This is a genomic window from Sphingomonas sp. CD22 (assembly GCF_034556155.1).
Taxonomy (GTDB): domain Bacteria; phylum Pseudomonadota; class Alphaproteobacteria; order Sphingomonadales; family Sphingomonadaceae; genus Sphingomonas.
Window position 1 is genome coordinate 548,053 of the sequence record NZ_JAYDYX010000001.1, and the last position, 20,207, is coordinate 568,259.

The following is a 20,207-nucleotide window of genomic DNA, read 5'->3' on the forward strand; positions in this document are numbered from 1 at the left end:
GAGACAGACCATGATCGACCGTCGCCCCTTCGCCAGCCTCGGCGGTGCTAACCACGGCTGGCTCGATGCCAAGCATCATTTCTCCTTCGCGAACTATTACGATCCCAAGCGGATGGGCTGGGGCCCGATCCGCGTGTGGAACGACGATACGATCGCCGCCGGCACCGGCTTTCCGCCGCATCCGCATGCCGATATGGAGATCATCACCTATGTCCGCGAAGGTGCGATCACGCATCAGGACAGCCTGGGCAATATCGGCCGTACCGAGGCGGGCGACGTGCAGGTGATGAGCGCCGGATCGGGCGTGCGCCACTCGGAATACAACCGCGAGCCCGGCACGACGACGATCTTCCAGATCTGGATCGAGCCGAAGACGCGCGGCGCCGCACCCTCCTGGGGCGCCAAGCCCTTCCCCAAGGGTGAACGCTCGGGCACGTTCGTGACGCTCGCCAGCGGCTTCGGCGACGATACCGACGCGCTGCCGATCCGCACCGACGCACGCATCGTCGGCGCGACCATCAAGGCGGGCGAAACGGCGGAATATGTCCTGGGCGCCGGCCACCACGCCTATCTGGTGCCGGCGACCGGCAAGGTTGAGATCAACGGCGTGGCGCTCGACGCGCGCGACGGCGCGGCGATCGTCGACGAGTCGGTTATCCGCATCACCGCGACCGAGGATGCCGAGATCGTCCTGGTCGACGCCGCCTGACCCCGACCGGGGAGCGCGCCTTGCGCTCCCCGGCACTTGCCGCGAAGGGGTATTGATGAGCGACACCATCCTGATCTTTTACGGGTCCTACCGGTCCGACCGGCAGGGCATCCGCCTCGCGCATTATCTGGTCGACGCATTCCGCGCGCGTGGCGCCGATGCCGAGCTGATCGACGCGAAGGCGCTCGACCTGCCGATGCTCGACCGGATGTACAAGGAATATCCCGCAGGTGAGGCGCCAGCGGCGCTCGAGGCGCTGGCGGGCAAGATCAAGGCGGCGGACGCCTTCGTCTTCGTCGCCGGCGAATATAATTGGAGCGTCCAGCCCGGCCTCAAGAACCTGACCGACCATTTCCTCGAGGAATGGTATTGGCGGCCAGCGGCGATCGCCAGCTATTCGGCCGGGCGCTTCGCCGGTGCGCGTGCGGGGCTGGCGTGGCACGGCATCCTGTCGGAGATGGGGATGGTCGTGGTGTCGAGCAGCCTCGCGGTCGGCGGCATCGGCCATGCGCTCACCGCCGAGGCCGAGCCGGTCGGCGACGGCGGCGCGAGCCTCGCCAAGGCGTTCCCACGCTTCGCCGACGACCTCGCATGGTGGACCGAGGCGGCGCGGGCGCAACGGGCGGTGAAGGCGCCGCCCTACTGAGCGTCCGCCGCCTTGCGCGCGGCGCGGAAGCGGTGGAGCAGAGGTTCGGTATAGCCATTGGGCTGGTCGATCCCCTCGAACAGGAGCGCGCGGGCGGCCTGGTAGGCGAGGCTGGTGTCCTCGTTGCCGTGCATCGGACGATAGAGCGGATCGCCGGCATTCTGCGCGTCGACCTTCGCCGCCATCCGCGCGAAGGCGGCATCGACGTCGGCCGGCGACGCCACCCCATGCAGCAGCCAGTTCGCGATATGCTGCGACGAGATGCGCAGCGTCGCGCGGTCTTCCATCAGGCCGATGTCGTTGATGTCGGGGACCTTGGAACAGCCGATCCCCTGATCCACCCAGCGCACGACATAGCCGAGGATGCCCTGCGCATTGTTGTCGAGCTCGGCGCGCACCTCGTCCGCCGACCAGTTGCGCCCTGATTCGGCGGCGGGGATGGCGAACAGGTCGGCGAGCGGCGCGGGAGCCTCGGCGCTGCGCTCGCGCTGGCGGGCGAAGACGTCGACGCGGTGGTAATGCGTCGCGTGCAGCGTCGCGGCGGTCGGCGAGGGGACCCAGGCGGTGTTGGCGCCGCTGTGCGGGTGGCCGATCTTCTGGTCGAGCATGTCGGCCATGCGATCGGGCGCGGCCCACATGCCCTTGCCGATCTGCGCCTTGCCCGACAGGCCGCAGGCGAGGCCGATCTGCACGTTGCGGTTTTCGTAGGCGGCGATCCACATGCTCGCCTTCATCTCGCTTTTGGGGATCATCGCGCCGGCGTGCATCGATGTATGCATCTCATCGCCGGTGCGATCGAGGAACCCGGTGTTGATGAAGACGAGGCGGTGGCGGAGCGCATGGATGCAGGCGGCGAGATTGGCGCTGGTGCGGCGTTCCTCGTCCATCAGGCCGACCTTGATCGTGTGGCGCGGCAACGCGAGCAAATCCTCGACCGCGTCGAACAGGCGATCGGTGAAGGCGGATTCGGCGGGGCCATGCATCTTGGGCTTGACGATATAGATCGAACCGGTGCGGCTGTTGCGGCCGGCATCGTGGCGCGCGATCAGCGCGGTGACGATCGCGTCGAGGATGCCTTCGGGTGCATCGCTGCCGTCGGGCAGGCGGACCGCGGGGGTCGTCATCAGATGGCCGACGTTGCGGACGAACAGCAGGCTGCGGCCGGGCAGCGTCAGCGTGCTGCCGTCGGGGGCGGTGTAGCTGCGGTCGGGGGCGAGCATGCGGCTGCGCGTCTCGCCGTCTTTGGCGAAGCTGGCGGTGAGGTCGCCGCGCATCAGCCCGAGCCAATTGGCGTAGGCGGTGACCTTGTCGTCGGCATCGACCGCGGCGATCGAGTCTTCGAGGTCGCAGATCGTGGTGAGCGCGCTTTCGAGGCGCACGTCGGCGATGCCGGCGGGGTCGCCGGCGCCGATCGGGTGGGTGCGGTCTATCACCAATTCGATGTGCAGGCCGTGGTGGCGGAGGAGCAGCGTGTCGCCGGCGCGGCCGACGAACTGGGCGGGATCGACAAGATCGGGGGTGCCCCCGCGCCAGTCGGTCCAGCTGCCGGTGGCGAGCGGGACGACGTCGTCGAGGAACGCCTTGGCCCAGGCGATCACCTCGGCACCGCGCGCCGCGTCATAGCCGCCGGGGGCGGGCGTGCCGGGGAGCGCATCGGTGCCGTAGAGCGCATCGTAGAGGCTGCCCCAGCGGGCGTTGGCCGCGTTGAGGAGGAAGCGGGCGTTGAGGATCGGGACGACCAGTTGCGGTCCCGCCATCGTCGCGATCTCGGCATCGACGCCCGCGGGGTCGATCGCGAAGGGGGCGGGCTCCGCGATGAGATAGCCGATGTCGGTCAGGAAGGCGTGATAGGCGGCGGGGTCGAAAATGTTGGCGCGATGCCAGGCGTCGATCGCCGCCTGGAGCCGGTCGCGTTCGGCGAGGAGGGCGCGGTTATCGGGGGCGAAGCGGGCGAGGAGCGCGGCCACGCCGGACCAGAAGGCCGCGGGGTCGAGGCCGGTGCCGGGGAGGGCGCTTTCCTCGATGAAGGTGGCCAGCGGGGGGGCGATGACGAGGCCGGCGCGGGTCATAAATTCTCTATCCTCTCGCATGAGCAGCGAGGCTAGACCGATGGCCGGCCGTTCGCTAGCCATGAAGATGTTGAAGCAGTTTATCCTGTGAGGAACGAATGGCGTTCGATCCGGACTATGCGCTGTTCGTCGCTGTGGCGGCGGGCGGCAGCCTGTCGGCCGCGGCGCGCAGCCTGAACATCTCGCCGGCCATGGCCTCCAAGCGGTTGCAACGGCTGGAGAACAGACTGGGCGTCAGGCTCGTTCACCGGACCACGCGGCGGCTGGCGCTGACCGATGCGGGGGCGCGGTTTCGCGACGATCTGGACGGGGTGCTCGCCGCGCTGGGCGAGGCGGAGGCGCGGGTGACCGGCGCGCGTGGCAAGCCGTCAGGGCCACTGCGCGTCTCGGCGCCGACGTCGTTCGGGCGGCTGCACGTCGCGCCGCATCTGGGCGCGTTTCTGGCGGCGTATCCGCGGATCGACCTCGCCTTCGACCTCAGCGACCATTTCGTCGACCTGCTTGGCGAGCGGGTCGATTGCGCGATCCGCATCGCGGGGGCGGTGCCGGGGACCGTCGTGGCGCACCGGCTCGGCGAGAGCCGGCGCGTATTGTGCGCGGCGCCGGCCTATCTCGCCGACCATGGCGCGCCGGACCGGATCGGCGATCTCGCCGGCCATCGCCTGCTCGCCGCCGACGGGCAGATGCCGTGGCGGCTGGTCGCCGCCGGCAAGACCGTCGCGATCGAACGCGCGAGCCATGTGCGGACGAATTCGAGCGAGATGGTGCGCGAACTCGCGCTCGGCGGCGTGGGGATCGCGCTGCGCTCGTTATGGGATGTCGGCGACGCCTTGCGCGACGGGCGGCTGGTGCGCGTGCTCGCCGATTGGGAGGGGTCGACGGAGGTCGGCATCTATGCGGTGCATCTGCGCAGCCCGGCGGTGCCGGCGGCGGTGAACGCCTTCGTCGCCTTCCTGCGCGAGACGATCGATCCGCGGCGTTGGGAGGCGATGACACCGGCATGACGCCGAATTCATGGAACATGACGGTTGCGTCACGGCTTGTCGCAGCAAGGTTTCGTTACAGGAGTTCGCAATGAAGAGTCTGATGTTCCTCGCCGCCGCCACGGCCCTCGTCGGCGCACAGCCGGCGCTCGCCAAAGGCTGTATCCGCGGCGCCGCCGCCGGCGGGGTCGCGGGCCATTATGTCGGCAAGGGCCATGCGGTGATGGGCGCGGCCGCCGGTTGCGTCGCGATGCACCACCATTACGCCAAGCAGGCCCGCGCGCAGAAGGCGGCGGCGAAGCGCTGACCGTTTCCACCCGCGTATTGGGGTGAGGGCGACCCGGAGCGGCCATGCCGTTCCGGGTCGTTGTGCGTTCGGCGTCGGCGGTCAGGCTTTCGCCCGGCCGCTCAGTTCGGCGCCGGCCTGCGGATCGAATCTGGCGTTGACGAGGATCGCGGTCAGCGAGATCGCCGTCACCGTCCAGAAGGCGAAGGTGAAGTCGGGGAAGGTCACCGCATCCGCCCCGCGCCACAGCATCGAGACGTGGAGCGCGGCCGCGCCGATGCAGATGCCGAGCGACAGCATCAATTGCTGGAAGGTCGAATAGAAGCTGGTCGCCGCGCTCATCCGGTCCTTGGCGATCTCGTCATAGGCGATGGTGTTGTAGGCGGTGAACTGGAACGACATCAGGAAGCCCGAGACGACGAGCACCGCAAAGACCGCGGGCAGAGGCCAGGCGGGATCGAACAGCCCGCAACAGGCATAGGCGGCGGTGCCGGCGACTCCCATCACGACGAGGCTGTTGCGGAAGCCGAAGCGCTTGAGGATGCGCCGCGCCACGCCCTTCATCCCGAACGAGCCGATTGCCGAGGCGACGGTCATCGCGCCGCTCTGCGCGGCGGAAAGGCCGAAGGCGAGCTGCATCATCAGCGGCAGCAGGAACGGCTGCGCGCCCTGCGTGATCCGCGCCAGCGAGCCGCCGAGAACCGACAGGCGGAAGGTCGGGATGCGCATCAGCGACAGATCGAGGATCGGATGTTTGGTGCGCTTCGCATGGTGCCAATAGCCGAGGCCGAACACCGCGCCGGTGGCGATCAGCGTCGCCGCCAGCCGGCCCTCGCCGGGGCGGCTCGCCATCTCGAACCCGAACAGCAGGCAGCCGAGCGCGGCGCCCGACAGCAGGAAGCCGAGCGGATCGAACTTATGCGGCGTGTCCTCGCGCACGTCGGCGATGAAGCGGCCGACGAGGACGATGCCGGCGATGCCGATCGGCAGATTGAGCCAGAAGATCCAGCGCCAGTCGAGATAGGTGACGATCAACCCGCCGACCGGCGGCCCGACGATCGGCCCGATCAGCGCCGGCATGATCAGCCACGACATCGCCGAAACCATGTCGCGCTTGGCGACCGAGCGGAGCAGCACCAGCCGCCCGACCGGCATCATCATCGCGCCGCCGATCCCCTGCAGGAAACGGGCGGCGACCATCATCTCAAGGCTGGGCGACAGGCCGCAGGCGAGGCTGCCGACGACGAACAGTCCGATCGCGGCGCGGAACACGCGGCGCGCGCCGAACCGGTCCGCCATCGTTCCCGACGCGGGGATGAACATCGCCAGCGCCAGGAGGTAGGAGGTGAGCGCGATGCTCATCTCGGGCGCGCGCACGCCGAAGTCGCGCGCCATCGTCGGCAGCGCGGTGGCGAGCACCGTCGCGTCGAGATTTTCCATGAACATCGCGGTGGCGATGATCAGCGCCACCGTGCGGTAATTGCGCGTCGGTGCCTCGCCGCCGCTATGGTCGGCGGTCTGCGCGATATCGTCGCCGGCGGGAACGATGCCGTCGCGCACCTCGGCATTGACCGAGGCGATCCCGCGCCGCCGCGGCCTGAGATAGAGGCGCGGATCAAGGGCGGCGGGAAGGTGGAGTTGCATGCGGAGGGTAGGGCTTTCTCGCGGGGTCGGCCTCTCCGGGAGGAGCGTGGCCGGGTCTCGCAGGCGGGGCCTTCGCTGCTCTCCATATAGGGACCGGCGGGTCGGATTGAAGTTTTCCGTGCGGTTTTTGTCGTTTTCGCGGGTCGGGACCGAGCGCGCATCGCTGGTGGAGCACTGGGGTAGTTTCGCAGGGGTCTCGATTTGGTCAGGCCTAGCCGAGCGTCTTGGCCGCGGCGAGCGCGCGCTCGCGCCCTTCGCGGTGGCCGATGATCTTGGCGGTATAGGCGTCGGGGCGGGTGCCGTGCGCGTCGGGGTCGTGGATCGTCTCGTCGGACAGCTCGGCCAGCTCCGGCACCCATTCGCGGATATAGTCGGCGGCGTCGAACTTCTCGGACTGGCCGAGCGGCGCCATGATCCGGCCGAACATATTGGCGTCGACGCCGGTGCCGGCGATCCACTGCCAGTTGACCGAGTTGTTGCCGTAATCGGCATCGATCAGGCAGTCCCAGAACCAGCGCTCGCCCTCGCGCCAGTCGATCAGCAGATGTTTGACGAGGAAGCTGGCGGTGATCATCCGCACGCGATTGTGCATCCAGCCCGATTGCCAGAGCTGGCGCATGCCGGCGTCGACGATCGGATAACCGGTGCGGCCCTGCTGCCACGCCTCGAGGTCGCGCTTTGCGGCGGCGTCGTCGCGCCACGGCAAAGCATCATATTTGTGGCGGCCGTTGACGCTGCCGTAATCGGGCAGCGCGAGCAGCACCCCGGCGGTGAAGTCGCGCCACGCGAGCTCGCGCAGGAAGGCCGCCGCCTCTGCACCGTGGCCGAGCGCGTGATAGACGGTGCGCGGCGATATCTCGCCGTGGTGGAGGTGGGGGGAGAGGCGCGACGTGCCTTCCTCCGAAGGGAGGTTGCGACGGCGGTCGTAGGCGGCGACCTCGGCGGGGAAGTCCTTCGCCTTGGCGAGCGCTTCCTTCTCGCCCGGCGTCCAGTCGGCGTCGAACGCCGTCGACCAGTCGGGCTTGGTGGGGAGAAGGTCCCAGTCGGCGAGCGCATCGCTCTTCGGCCAATGGTCTGGCGCGGGGATGGCGCGCGGCACGGCGAGCGGCTCCTCGGGCGGCAGTCGCGCCTGCAACGCGCGCCAGAAGGACGAGAAGACGCGGAACGGCGTGCCGGCACCGGTGGTGACGTCCTCGACCCGCGACAGGCGATTGCCGTCGTACAGTTCCAGCACATCGCCGAGCGCATCCTCCTGCTTGCGCCACCACGGTTCGTAGTGGCGGATCGCGTGGATGCGGGTGGCGCCGGTCTCCTCGAGCAGGTGCATGAGGATCGCGACGGCGTCGCCGCGGCGCAGGATCAGGCGGCTGTGCTTGGCGGCGAGATCCTTGCCGAGCGATTCGAGGCTGTGGTGCAGCCACCAGCGTTGCGCGCCGCCGATCCGCCATTGGCCGGGCGCGTCGTCGTCGAGGATGTAGACGGGGATCACCGGACCGGCATGCGCGGCGGCGACGAGGGCGGGGTGGTCGTGGAGGCGCAGGTCCTGGCGCAGCCACAGCAGGGTCGTTTCGGTCATCGCGGGGTGAAGCGTTCGGGCGCGGTGCGCGGTTCCCGTGGGGCGTTTCGCGCTGCGTCGGCCGTGCTAGGGCGGCGGCATAGGATGAGGGACGAAACGATGAAGCGGATCATGATCGCGGCGACGATGCTGGGTGCCTGTTCGCCCTCCGCGCCCGCGCCGACGCCGCCGCGGCTGCCCGTGCCGATCCGCGGTGCCGAGCAGATGACGCTGGTGCGCGGTGCGGCGCTGGAACGGCTGGTGCGCGGCAGCGTGCAGACGCGCGGCGGGGCGGTGCCGCCGGTCGAGCGGTTCGCGGCGGTGGGCGAGGATTATACGCTGCGCTACAACGACAAGCCCGATTCGGCGGGGCGTTACCGCGTGACGCCGGATCGGGTGTGCCTGCGCTTCGCGGGGGATCGCAGCATCTATTGCCGCTTCTACCTCAAGGATCGCGCGGGCAGAATATGGATGGCGGAGGACGACCGCGACTATCCGCTGCACGTCGCCGCGGTGACGGTGGCGCGGGACGTGTGAGCGTTCCATAAGCGTCTGTGGTATTCGGTCGTGTTCAATCCAACTCCGTCACCCCGGCGTAAAGCCGGGGTGACGGCGATATGAGCGCCGTTGCCCCTCTCCCGGGAGAGGGGAAGACGGATCACACGATCATCGCGCTGCCGGCGATGACCTTGTCGAGCGTGATCGGATATTCGCGGATGCGCACGCCGCTGGCATTGTAGACCGCATTGGCGATCGCCGCGCCGACGCCGCACAGGCCGAGCTCGCCGACGCCCTTGGCCTTCATCGGCGAGGACATCGGATCGACCTCGTCGAGGAAGACCACCTCCTGATGCGGGATGTCGGCGTGGACCGGCACCTCATAGGTGGCGAGGTCGTGGTTGACGAAGAAGCCGAAGCGCTTGTCGACCGCGAGCTCCTCCATCAGCGCCGCGCCGACGCCCATCGTCATCGCGCCGATCACCTGGCTGCGCGCCGACTTGGGGTTTAGGATGCGGCCCGCGGCGCAGACCGCGAGCATGCGGCGGATGCGGATCTCGCCGGTATAGGCGTCGACGCCCACCTCGACAAAATGGCCGGCGAAGGTCGATTGCTGTTCCTTCTTGGCGAGATCGCCGAACTCGATGCTATCCTCGGCGGAGAGTCCGGCGTCGCCCGCCGCCTGCGCCAGCGGCACGCTGCGGTTGCCCGAGCGCACCTTGCCGTCGGCGAATTCGACGTCGGCGGAGTTGAAGCCGAGCTTCTGCGCCACCGTCTCGCGCAGCTTCATGCAGGCGGCATAGACGCCCGCGGTCGAGCTGTTCGCGCCCCATTGCCCGCCCGAACCGGCGGCGACGGGGAAGCTGCTGTCGCCGAGCAGGACGTTCACCTTGTCGAGCGTGACCCCCATCACCTCGGCGGCGGTCTGCGCGATGATCGTATAGCTGCCGGTGCCGATGTCGGTCATGTCGGTGGCGACGGTGACCATGCCCTTCTTGTCGATACCGACGCGGGCGCCCGACTTCATCGTGATGTTGTTGCGGAAGCCCGAGGCGACGCCCATGCCGACCAGCCAGCGGCCGTCGCGGACCGAGCGGGGCTTGGCCTGACGCTGCGACCAGCCGAACTTGTCGGCGCCCATGCGCAGGCATTCGACGAGCTGGCGCTGCGAGAATTTGCGACCGGGCTTTTCGGGATCGACCTGGGTGTCGTTGACGATGCGGAACTGGACGGGGTCCATGTTCAGCTTTTCCGCCATCTCGTCCATCGCGACCTCGAGCGCCATCAGGCCGGGGGCCTCGCCGGGGGCGCGCATGGCATTGCCCTCGGGCAGGTCGAGCACCGCGAGCCGCATCGAGGTGAGGCGGTTGGCGCCGGCATAGAGCAATTTGGTCTGCGACACCGCGGTCTCGGGGCCACCGCCGGGCAGATCGCCCGACCCGCTCTCGTGCGCGATCGCGGTGAGCTTGCCGTCCTTGCCGGCGCCGAGGCGGATGCGCTGGCGCGTCGCCGGGCGGTGGGTGGTGTTGTTGAACATCAGCGGACGCTGCAGCGTCACCTTGACCGGACGACCGGCCTGGCGCGCGCCCAGCGCGGCGAGCACCGCATCGGCGCGGACGAACAGCTTGCCACCGAAACCGCCGCCGATATAGGGCGAGATCAGGCGGACGTTGTCCTTGGGGATGCCGAGCGTCTTGGCGACGTCGCCCTTGCCCCAGGCGATCATCTGGTTTGACGTCCACAGCGTCAGCTTGTCGCCGTCCCAGCGCGCAATGCTCGCGTGCGGCTCCATCATCGCGTGGCTCTGGTCGGGCGTCTCGTAGAGCGCGTCGAGCTGGACCGGGGCGGCGGCAAAGGCCTTTTCGAAATTGCCGACGCGGTCGACGGGCGGTGCCGAGCTGCCCTCGCCGCTGCTGTCGCCCTTCAGCGGAGCGGTCTTGAGCGCGGTGTCGAGATCGAAGCGGCCCAGCCCGCGGGCGTAATCGACGCGGATCAGCGAAGCGGCGGCACGCGCCTGTTCGAACGTTTCCGCCACCACCAGCGCGATCGCCTGATGATAGTGATCGACGGCGGGGCCGCCGAGCAATTTGGCGGTGTTCATGTCGCCCTTGCCGAGCGCACCGGCGCTGTCGGCGGTGACGATCGTCAGCACGCCCGGCGCGGCCTTGGCGGCGGCGAGGTCCATCGACGCGATGCGTCCCTTGCCGATGCCGGCACCGACGACATAGCCATAGGCCGCATCGGGAACGACATCGTGGCGTTCATAGGCATAGGGCGCGGTGCCGGTGGTCTTGAACTTGCCGTCGATGCGATCGGTGGGCTTGCCGATGACCTTGAGCTGGTCGATCGGGTTCTGGCCGGCGGGTTGGTCGAACTTCATGCTGCGTCTTTCGCTTCGGCCATGACCGCGGCGAGCGTGCGCTCGACGAGGGGCACCTTGAAGGCATTGTCGGAGGTCGGGCGGGCACCCGCGAGCAGGCGGCCGGCGACCGCCTTCGCCCCCTGCGGCAGCGCGGCTTCCGCCGCCTCGACGCGCCACGGCTTGGGCGCGATGCCGCCGATCGCGACATGGCCGCTGCCGTCGCGCTGGAGGATCGCCGCCACCGAGACGAGCGCGTAGGCGTAGGAGGCGCGGTCGCGCACCTTGTGGTAGATGTGCGTGCCGCCGACCGGCTTGGGCAGCGTCACCGCGGTGATCAGCTCGCCCGGCTGTAGATTGATATCGATATGCGGCGTGTTGCCCCACAGACGGTGGAAGTCGGCGATCGGGATGCGCCGGGTCTGACCCGAGGGCTGCACCGTCTCCACCGTCGCGTCGAGCACGCGCATCGCCACCGCCATGTCGCCGGGATAGGTGGCGATACAGGCGTCGCTGGTGCCGATGATGCCGAGCTGACGGCTGTAGCCGCCGATCGCGGCGCAGCCCGAACCGGGCTTGCGCTTGTTGCACGGCTGATTGGTGTCGTAGAAATAGGGGCAGCGGGTACGCTGGAGCAGATTGCCCGCGGTCGTCGCCTTGTTGCGAAGCTGACCGCTCGCACCGGCGACGATCGCACGGGTGAGCACGCCGTAATCGCGGCGGACGCGGGCGTCGGCAGCGAGATCGGTGTTGCGGACCAGGGCGCCGATGCGCAGGCCGCCATCCGGCGTCGGCTCGATCTTGTCGAGCGCGAGGCGGTTGACGTCGACCAGATGCACCGGCTCCTCGATCTGGAGCTTCATCAGGTCGAGCAGATTGGTGCCGCCGGCGATGAACTTGGCGCCGGGCTTGGCCGCGACCGCCGCGGCAGCGGCCGCGGGCGTTTCGGCCCGCTCGTAGGTAAAGGCCTTCATGCTTTTGCCCCCGCGACTTCGCTCATCGCTTCGATGATGTTGGAATAGGCACCGCAGCGGCAGATGTTGCCGCTCATCCGCTCGCGCATCTCCGTCGCGGAGGCGGTCGGCTGGCCGGCGATATCGGCCTGGACGTGGCTGGGGACGCCGCGCTTGATCTCGTCGAGCACCGCCACCGCCGAACAGATCTGGCCGGGCGTGCAATAGCCGCACTGATAGCCGTCGTGCTTGATGAAGGCGGCCTGCATCGGGTGCAGGTCGTCGGGCTTGCCGAGCCCCTCGATCGTGGTGATCTCGTCGCCGTCGTGCATCACCGCGAGGGTCAGGCAGGAGTTGATCCGGCGACCGTCGACCAGCACGGTGCAGGCGCCGCATTGGCCGTGATCGCAGCCCTTCTTGGTGCCGGTCAGCTTCCAATGCTCGCGCAGCGCGTCGAGCAGGGTGGTGCGGGTGTCGAGGTCGAGCTTGCTGGTGCGGCCGTTGACCTTGAGCGTCACCGGCACGGTCGGGATCGGGTCGCGATCCTGCATCTGCGGCGTCGCGGCTTCGGCAGGCAGCGCGGTTGCGGCCACGCCGACGGTCCCGACCGCGATTACCCCGCGGCGGGACATCTGGAATTCATTCTGGCTCATCGTGGCCCCCGTGATGCTGCGAGCGTCGGAACCTCTATGATCCCGATCGTCCGTTGGCTCCGGTGGGGCCTATCCTGCCTTATCCAACCAAAGCAAACGCTTGGGGAGAGTACGCGGCAGGATAGGTCCGGGTTCCACCTAACATAGGCGAAACCCGGACTTTTTGGTCAGAAGCCGATATGCGCGCCCGCCGAGAGGACGATCGCGTGCGCGTCCTGCAACGTGCCATTGGTAGCAACGATCGTCTGCGCAGCGGTACCAAGGTAGGCGCCGGTGCGACGGTCGATCGTCGTGTCGGAGAAGTCGACATAGTTCGCCGCCAGATCGATGCCGATCTTCGGCGTCAGCTGGAAGGTGCCGCCGGCGCCGTAGTTCCAGCGGTTGGCGTCGGGCACGCGCGCGTCGCGCAGGCCGTCCTGCGTCGGGGTGGTCGCGCGCTGCACGCCGGCGCGCAGCGTCAGCTGCGGCGAGACGGCATAATCGACGCCGCCGGCGAGGCTGTAGCTGTCGCGATAATTTTCGGGCAGCGCGGTGTTGATCGGTGCGCCGAGACGGATCGCGTCGAACTTGCTCCAATTGTAGCGGACGGCCTGACCGTTGAGCGTCAACTGCGGCGTGGCGCGGATGCGTGCGCCGACGATGACTTGCGCGGGGGTGTAGAAGCTCGCCTCGACATCGTTGACGGTGCGGTTCTGCGTCGCGAGCGGGCCGACGAGACCCTCGACCAGCAGATCGCCCTTCAGCGTATGCTCGATGCGCGACTTGTAGCTGACGCCGACCGTCGCCCAGTCGTTATGCATCTGCATGCCTGCGGTCCAGCCGAGATCCCAGCCGTCGCCTTCCAGCTTCTGCCGGCCGTCGGTCGCCGAGGTGATGTTGGGCAGGTTGTTGCCGAGGCTGGCGTAGACGTGCTCGACGTTGGCAGCACCGCCGACGCGCAGCCAGTCGGTCAGCGCGATGGCGATCGACGGCTGGATGTCGATCGTCTGCAGCTTGGTGCGGGTCGCGCTGTAGCGGGTCCAGCTGGTCGAATCGTAATCGGTGGTGAAGCTGTACGGCGAGGTCACTGCGAGGCCGATCGCAACCGGGCCGAACGGCATCGCGATCGCGCCCGAGGGCAGCAGGCCGTTGTCGATCGGGTTGCGGGCGACGCTGTTGGCGCCGGCCGTGCCGTTGACCGGGGCGAATGCGCCGGCCGGCGTGCGCTGTACCACGGTGCCGTTATCGACGACCTTACCGCGTGGCAGGATGCCCGAAGCGTTGATGGCGGCTTCGCCATTCTCCATGCCGGCGATCGACGCGGGGTTCCACCACAGCGACTGCGGGCCGGTATCGGCAACTTCGCCCGAGAAGGCGCGACCGGCGCCGCGCGCCGACTGTTCCTGAAGGTAGAAGGCCTGCGCATGCGCGACGGTGGCGAAGCCGAACGAGCCGAGCACCGCGGTGGCGAGCAGGGAAGTCTTACGGAATGTCATTGGGGTAATCCTAAAGCTGACTGGGAATGGAGCGGATTAGCGGACGCGGGTCCAGGTCTGCGTCTTGCAGAGCGGCACGAAGACGCAGCCGCGGACCTTGAGCGTGTTCGCGTCGACCGGCGTCACCTTTGCCTTGTAGGTCTTGCCGTCGTCGGGATTGTAGATCTGGCCGCCGGACCAGCCGTCGCCGTCAGCGGTGAAGCCGCTGATCAGCAGCAGGCCCTTGAGCGGGCGGCTGCGCTGCGCGACGTTCTGGTTGTTGGCGTCCTTGAGGTCGGGCTGCCGGCGGAGCAGTTCGGAGGTCAGCAGGCGGCCGCAGATCGACGGGCCGCAGCGCTGGATCTCGACGATGCCGTTCTTCGTCTCCGTCTTCCAGCGACCGATCGCCGTGTCGGCGGCGGGGGCAGGGGCCGCTGCGAGCAGGGCGCCGAGCAAAAGCAGGGACATGATGATTCTCCTCTCCGGGATGCACGCTAACAGCCGCATGCATCGAACAAGCCTTCCAAAAGCTTTCGCGCCGCATCTGTACGGTCGCGGTATGTCGCCATCATTGCCGGTCAGAGATGAACGATGACCTAATGGCTAACAGGATGCCGTATACGGCAACCTGCGGCCCGCCTAACCCGCTGGCGTCGGGTGTCAAGCGCGGCTTGGGTGGGGATGGCGGGTTTTGAGGCACGTGCGGCGTGGCAGCCACGGGTAGAATTCCTCCCTCGCGAAGCGGGAACGTGAGGTTGGATTGCCCCCGGCAATCCAAGATCGTGCCGGGGGCACGATCGACCTCACGCTGGGGACCGCCGGCCGCAGGCCGGTGGTGGAGGGGGCGTTTCCCCATACGACCTCGTTCGCCGTATCCTCCCCCTCCGTCAGGCCTTCGGCCTGCCACTTTCTTGCGGGGGAGGACTTAGGCCGGATCGGCATTCATCGTCATAGCGTAAGTCCTCCCCCGCCAGGGGGAGGTGGCATGCCGCAGGCATGACGGAGGGGGAGGTAAGCGACACCTCGGTTCCGTGTCCTCCCCCACCGTCACGGCTTCGCCGCGCCACCTCCCCCTGGCGGGGGAGGAATTTAGCCAAAACTCCGAATGTCGATCCGGCCAAGGTCAGTTCCGCAACGGTTTCCCCGTCGTCAGCATCTGCTGGACGCGCGCCTGCGTCCGCGGGTCCTTTACCGCGGCCATGAAGCCTTCGCGTTCCAGCGTCAGGAGGTCGTCCTCCTGCACGATGTCAACCAGATCGGCGTCGCCGCCGGTCAGCACCATCGCCAGCCGGCCGGAGACGATCTCGTCATATTCGGTCGCCAGGCCCTTCTTGCGGAAGCCGTCGACCACGCCGGCGATGCCGACGCGGCCGCTCTCGCCCGGCAGGCGGAAGGTCGGCTTCTCCGGCGCCGCATAGCCCTCGACCAAAGACAACGCCTTCGCCTTGGCGTCGGCGAGCAGCCGGTCGCGGTTCATCGTGATGCCGTCGCCCGGCCGCAGGAACATCATCTCCTTGGCGAGCGCCGCGGATTTGGAGACCTGCGCGGTCGAGATCGTCTCGAACGCCTTGGCGACCGCGGGCATCGGCCCGCGCGGCATCATCGGCGCCTTCGCGAACCGGTCGAGGAGCTCGCCGTTGCCGCCCCAGCCGGGGAGCAGGCCGACGCCGCATTCGACGAGGCCGACATAGCTTTCCGCATGCGCCTGCACCGCGTCCGAATGGAGCAGCACTTCGCAGCCGCCGCCCAGCGCCATGCCGGCCGGCGCCGACACGACGGGGAAGGGGGCGTATTTCAGCGCCTTCAACGCCTGCTGACCGCCGGCGATCAGCTTCTCGATCTCGCCCCACATCCCCGCGGCGACGGCGAACATCGCCATGCCGAGATTGGCGCCGGCCGAGAAGTTCGAGCCCTCGTTGTAGATCACCAGCGCCTTGAACCGCTGCTCGACAATCGGGATCGCCTGCTGGATCAGCGCCATGATCTCGCCGTCGAGCGCGTTTATCTTGGTGGTGAATTCGAGCGCCGCGACGCCGTCGCCGATATCCCACAGCGCCGCGGAGGCATTCCTGACGATCGGCTCGGCGCCGAGCTTGATATCCTCGAGCAGCACGACGCCCTCGCCGCGGACCACGTCCTGATACTCGCCCTCAAGGGTGAGGAACTGGCGCTTGCCGTCGACGACGCGGTAGAAGGGGCGATCGCCGGCGGTATCGAGGATCGCGGGGACGCTGCGGCCCTCGTCGCGCAGCCGCGTGGCGAAGGTGGCGGCGCCGATCTTGTCGATCAGCTCGAACGGCCCGAACTTCCAATTGTAGCCGAGCTTCATCGCATCATCGATACCGACGATATCGTCGGCGGCCTCGCCGACCAGCATCGCGGCATAAGCGAGCGTCTTGCCGAGGATCTCCCACGCGTAATCGCCGACCTTGCCGGGGACCCCGATCAGCGCGGCGAGGTCCTTCTCCGCCCTGGGCGGCAATGCGGCGGGCTTGATCCCCTCGCGATAGTCGCCGGTGGCGAGATCGAGCGCGAGCTTGGTCCTGGTCGCCTTGTCGAAGCGGTAGAAGCCGCCCTTGCCCTTGCGGCCGGTGAACCCGTCCGCGATCATCCGGTCGACCAGCGGCATCGGGCGGACGGTGTCGAAATAGGGGTCGCCCTGCGGCAGCGTCGAGGACAGGCTCTTCGACAAGAGCGGCATCAGGTCGACGCCGACGAGATCGACGAGGCCGAATATGCCGGTCTTGGGCACGCCCATCGGTCGGCCGCCGATCTGGTCGGCCTCCTCGATCGTGAGGCCCTGGTCCATCGCCGCGTTGATCGCGACCGCGAGCCAAAAGGTGCCGATACGGTTGGCGATGAAGCCCGGCGTATCCTTGGCGCGGACGATGCGCTTGCCCATGAAGCGGTCGACGAACGCCTCGACCTTCTCCGCCACCGCGACATCGGTATGTTCGCCGCGGACGATCTCGATCAGCCGCATGTAGCGCGGCGGATTGAAGAAATGCGTGATGAGGAAGTCGGCCTTGAACTGGTCCGAACGCCCCTCGACGAGATTGGCCAGGGGGATCGTCGAGGTGTTCGACGACACCGCGGTGCCGGGCCGCTTCAGCGCCTCCAATTTGGCGTAGAGCGACTGCTTGATGTCGAGCCGCTCGACGATCGCCTCGATGATCCAGTCGCATGTCGCGACGCGGTCCAGATGATCGTCGATATTGCCCGTCTCGACCAGCTTCGCCGCGCCGGTCGACATGAACGGCGCGGGATCGGTCTTGAGCATCCTGGCGACGGCGCTTTTGGCGACCGCGTCGCGATCGTCACCCTCGCGGGCGGGGATGTCGAGCAGCAGCACCGGGATGCCGGCATTGGCGACCTGTGCGGCGATCCCCGCGCCCATCACGCCGGCGCCGATCACGCAGACCTTGCGAATAGCGTCGGCCATCATGCGCGCTCCAGCACCGTGGCGATGCCCTGACCGCCGCCGATACACTGGGTCGCCAGCGCATAGCGGCCGCCCTCGCGCTCGAGCAGCGCCGCCGCCTTGCCGACGATCCGCGCGCCGGTCGCGCCGAGCGGATGGCCGATCGCGATCGCGCCGCCGTCCTTGTTGATCGTATCGTCCTTGAGGCCGAGGTCGCGGATGCAGGCGATCGCCTGGCTGGCGAACGCCTCGTTGATCTCGACCACATCGAGGTCGGCGACCGACACGCCGGCGCGGGCGAGCGCCTTTTGCGAGGCGCTGATCGGGCCGAGGCCCATCGTCTCGGGCTCGATCCCCGACACGCCCACTGCCTTGATCCGGGCGAGGATCTTGAGGCCGTGCTTCTTGGCGAACTCCTCGGAGGTGACGAGCACCGCCGACGCGCCGTCGGTCAGCGGCGACGATGTGCCGGCGGTCACCGACCCGTCCTGGCTGAACGCGGGCTTGAGCGCGCCGAGCGCCTCGACGGTGGTGTCGGGGCGGATCGTGCCGTCCTCGCTGACCGTGCCGGCCTTAGTGGTGATCGGCACGATCTCGTCGGCGAGGCGGCCGTCGGCGCGCGCCGCGGCGGCCTTCTGCTGGCTCTTCACCGCGAACGCATCCTGCTCGCCGCGGGTGATCTGATACTTGGTCGCGACGTTCTCGGCGGTGTCGCCCATTCCCATGTAGGCGCCGGGGTTCGCCTTCGCGAGCACCGGATTGGGAAGGGGATTGTAGCCGCCCATCGGGATGCGGCTCATCGATTCGAGGCCGGCGCAGATGAAAGCCTCGCCGGCGCCGATCTGGATCTGGCCCATCGCGATATGGATCGCGCTCATCGACGACCCGCAGAAGCGGTTGACCGTCATGCCGCCGACCGACAGCGGCAGATCGGCGAGCAGGCCGATCAGCCGCGCGACGTTGAGCCCCTGTTCGCCCTCCGGAAACGCGCAGCCGAGGATGATGTCCTCGATCTCGGACGCGTCGACGCCGGTCTTGTCGATCAGTCCGCGGATCGTCTGCGCGGCAAGGTCGTCCGGGCGGACGCGGGCGAGTGCGCCCTTGCCGGCGAGGTGGAAGGGCGAGCGCGCATAACCGGCGATGACGACGTTGGTCATGGAATCCTCTCTTTTGCAGGCAACCGAGACTTGCGGGATGCCGTATAGGTGCGATACCTTCCCATTACGTCAAGTGGCACGAGCGGACAATATGCTCGATGGATATGATGAGAGGATGGACGGATGAGCGACGACGCGAGCCGAGACACGAGCACCATTGTTGCCGCGCCGCTGGCGGTCCGGCACGGCGTTCCGCTGGTCGCGCAGCCGCGGCTGCTGGGTGACCTGCTCGCCCGGTCGGCGACGCGCTTTCCCGATCGACCGGCGGTCGACTTCATGGGGCGGATCACGACTTGGGGTGCGCTCGCCGCCGATGTCGATCGCGCCGCCGCGGCGCTGCAGGCGCTCGGCGTCGTCAAGGGGACGCGCGTCGCCTTGTGCCTGCCCAATACGCCGTATTACCCGGTGCTGTTCTATGCGACGCTGAAGGCGGGCGGCATCGTCGTCAACGTCAACCCGCTCTACGTCGAGCGCGAGCTGACGCATCTGATCGAGGATTCGGCCGCCGAGATCATCGCCACCTGCGACATCGCCGACATCCAGGCGCGCGTGCTCAAGGTCGCGGGCGAGACGGGCATCCGCCACGTCATCAGCTGCCCGATCGCCGACGTGCTGCCGGGGCTCAAGAAGCTCGGCTACAAACTGGTCAAGCGCAAGGAGATCGGTCGCGCCCCGGCGAGCGCCCGCCACCTCTATTACGCGGACTTCATGGCGAAGGGCGGCACGCCCGAACCGGTCGCGTTCGACCCGCACGAGGTCGCGGTACTGCAATATACCGGCGGCACCACCGGCGTGCCCAAGGCGGCGATGCTGAGCCATGCCAATATCGTCGCCAATACCGACGCGATGCTGGTTCATTGTGGCGGCGAGGTGCCCGATCAGGATCGTGTGCTCGGCGTCCTGCCGCTGTTCCACGTCTTCGCGCTGACCAACGTGCTGACCTTCTCGACGCTCGTCGCTGCCGAGATGATCCTGCTGCCGCGCTTCGAACTGAAGCAATTGCTGGCGACGCTCAAGCGCACCCGCCCGACCTATTTCCCCGCGGTGCCGACGATCTATAACGCGCTCGCCAATCTGTCGGCCGAGCAGCGTCCTGATCTGTCGGCGATCAAGGTCTGCATTTCCGGCGGCGCGCCGTTGCCGGTCGAGGTGCGGCATGCGTTCGAGACCAACACCGGCGCCAAGCTGGTCGAGGGCTATGGCCTGTCCGAAGCCTCGCCGATCATCACCTGCAACCCGTTCGAGGGGGTCAACAAGGAAGGCTCGGCCGGCCTGCCGTTCCCCGGCACGACGATCGAGATTCGCGACCGCGAAAACCCGGCGCAGATCGTGCCGGCGGGCGAGAAGGGCGAGATCTGCGCGCGCGGGCCGCAGATCATGTCGGGCTATTGGCACAAGCCGGCGGAGACCGAGGCGGCGTTCGCCGACGGCGCGCTGCGCACCGGCGACGTCGGCTATCTCGACGCCGACGGCTATCTGTTCATCGTCGACCGGATCAAGGACATGATCCTGTGCGGCGGCTACAACGTCTATCCGCGCGTCATCGAGGAGGCGCTGTACGAACACCCCGCGGTGGTCGAGGCGGTGGTGATCGGCGTCGCCGACGCGCATCGCGGCCAGGCGCCCAAGGCGTTCGTCGTGCTCAACCCGCCCGGCGCCGCGACGCCGGCGGAATTGCGCGATTTCCTGCGCGACAAGATCAGCAAGATCGAGCTTCCCCGCGAGGTGGAAATCCGCGACACTCTTCCCAAGACCTTGATCGGCAAGCTTTCCAAGAAGGAGCTTGTCGAGGAGGAACTCGCCAAGGCGGCGCGATAAGC

The 20,207-nt window shown here is 68.1% G+C and carries 16 protein-coding genes; 6 read left to right on the plus strand and 10 right to left on the minus strand.

What is annotated here, in order from left to right; translation table 11 throughout:
- The first annotated feature begins 10 nt into the window (after positions 1–10).
- Both SFC76_RS02480 and SFC76_RS02485 read left to right on the plus strand, forming a co-directional pair.
- A complete protein-coding gene (locus tag SFC76_RS02480; RefSeq protein WP_322847895.1) occupies positions 11–709 on the plus strand; it encodes a pirin family protein in 699 nt (232 codons plus the stop codon).
- Between the two features lie 55 nt (positions 710–764).
- Positions 765–1,355: an NADPH-dependent FMN reductase gene (locus tag SFC76_RS02485; RefSeq protein ID WP_322847896.1), complete on the plus strand. Its 591-nt coding sequence runs from the start codon at positions 765–767 to the stop codon at positions 1,353–1,355.
- Here SFC76_RS02485 and SFC76_RS02490 read toward each other — a convergent pair.
- Complete coding sequence (locus SFC76_RS02490; RefSeq protein WP_322847897.1) at positions 1,349–3,445, minus strand: malate synthase G; 2,097 nt, start codon at positions 3,443–3,445, stop codon at positions 1,349–1,351. The two genes, SFC76_RS02485 and SFC76_RS02490, sit on opposite strands and share 7 nt — an antisense overlap.
- Positions 3,446–3,522: 77 nt before the next feature.
- Here SFC76_RS02490 and SFC76_RS02495 point away from each other — a divergent pair, with 77 nt between their 5' ends.
- Both SFC76_RS02495 and SFC76_RS02500 read left to right on the plus strand, forming a co-directional pair.
- Entirely contained in the window at positions 3,523–4,428 is a 906-nt protein-coding gene (locus SFC76_RS02495; protein WP_322847898.1) for a LysR family transcriptional regulator, read from the plus strand.
- Between the two features lie 70 nt (positions 4,429–4,498).
- Positions 4,499–4,714: a hypothetical protein gene (locus SFC76_RS02500; protein WP_322847899.1), complete on the plus strand. Its 216-nt coding sequence runs from the start codon at positions 4,499–4,501 to the stop codon at positions 4,712–4,714.
- An 81-nt stretch (positions 4,715–4,795) separates the two neighbouring features.
- Here SFC76_RS02500 and SFC76_RS02505 read toward each other — a convergent pair whose 3' ends face one another.
- Positions 4,796–6,337, minus strand: a complete 1,542-nt coding sequence (locus SFC76_RS02505; RefSeq protein WP_322847900.1) for a DHA2 family efflux MFS transporter permease subunit — start codon at positions 6,335–6,337, stop codon at positions 4,796–4,798.
- A gap of 211 nt (positions 6,338–6,548) precedes the next feature.
- A complete protein-coding gene (locus SFC76_RS02510; RefSeq protein ID WP_322847901.1) occupies positions 6,549–7,913 on the minus strand; it encodes a deoxyribodipyrimidine photo-lyase in 1,365 nt (454 codons plus the stop codon).
- 99 nt (positions 7,914–8,012) lie between these two features.
- Here SFC76_RS02510 and SFC76_RS02515 point away from each other — a divergent pair, with 99 nt between their 5' ends.
- The gene (locus SFC76_RS02515) at positions 8,013–8,429 is read left to right on the plus strand and encodes a hypothetical protein (RefSeq protein WP_322847902.1); all 417 of its coding nucleotides are present in this window, start codon (positions 8,013–8,015) and stop codon (positions 8,427–8,429) included.
- Positions 8,430–8,550: 121 nt separating this feature from the next.
- Here the strand turns inward: SFC76_RS02515 and paoC are convergent, their stop codons facing one another.
- The 7 genes from paoC to SFC76_RS02550 form a co-directional block, all read right to left on the minus strand.
- Positions 8,551–10,770 carry an aldehyde oxidoreductase molybdenum-binding subunit PaoC gene (gene paoC / locus SFC76_RS02520; protein ID WP_322847903.1) on the minus strand — a complete coding sequence of 740 codons (2,220 nt, stop codon included), beginning with the start codon at positions 10,768–10,770 and terminating at the stop codon, positions 8,551–8,553.
- Complete coding sequence (locus tag SFC76_RS02525; RefSeq protein WP_322847904.1) at positions 10,767–11,723, minus strand: xanthine dehydrogenase family protein subunit M; 957 nt, start codon at positions 11,721–11,723, stop codon at positions 10,767–10,769. Before SFC76_RS02525 ends, paoC begins: the two co-directional genes overlap by 4 nt.
- Positions 11,720–12,355, minus strand: a complete 636-nt coding sequence (paoA, locus tag SFC76_RS02530; RefSeq protein WP_322847905.1) for an aldehyde dehydrogenase iron-sulfur subunit PaoA — start codon at positions 12,353–12,355, stop codon at positions 11,720–11,722. Before paoA ends, SFC76_RS02525 begins: the two co-directional genes overlap by 4 nt.
- Before the next feature lie 167 nt (positions 12,356–12,522).
- Positions 12,523–13,830, minus strand: a complete 1,308-nt coding sequence (locus SFC76_RS02535) for an OmpP1/FadL family transporter (RefSeq protein WP_322847906.1) — start codon at positions 13,828–13,830, stop codon at positions 12,523–12,525.
- A 36-nt stretch (positions 13,831–13,866) separates the two neighbouring features.
- Positions 13,867–14,277, minus strand: a complete 411-nt coding sequence (locus SFC76_RS02540) for a DUF2147 domain-containing protein (protein ID WP_322847907.1) — start codon at positions 14,275–14,277, stop codon at positions 13,867–13,869.
- A gap of 655 nt (positions 14,278–14,932) precedes the next feature.
- A complete protein-coding gene (locus SFC76_RS02545) occupies positions 14,933–17,251 on the minus strand; it encodes a 3-hydroxyacyl-CoA dehydrogenase/enoyl-CoA hydratase family protein (RefSeq protein ID WP_322847908.1) in 2,319 nt (772 codons plus the stop codon).
- The gene (locus SFC76_RS02550; protein WP_322847909.1) at positions 17,251–18,387 is read right to left on the minus strand and encodes a thiolase family protein; all 1,137 of its coding nucleotides are present in this window, start codon (positions 18,385–18,387) and stop codon (positions 17,251–17,253) included. The genes SFC76_RS02545 and SFC76_RS02550 overlap by 1 nt, the downstream gene beginning before the upstream one ends.
- A gap of 123 nt (positions 18,388–18,510) precedes the next feature.
- On the opposite strand from SFC76_RS02550, the gene SFC76_RS02555 reads away from it, so the two are divergent.
- A complete protein-coding gene (locus SFC76_RS02555) occupies positions 18,511–20,205 on the plus strand; it encodes a long-chain fatty acid--CoA ligase (protein ID WP_322847910.1) in 1,695 nt (564 codons plus the stop codon).
- Positions 20,206–20,207 lie beyond the last annotated feature (2 nt).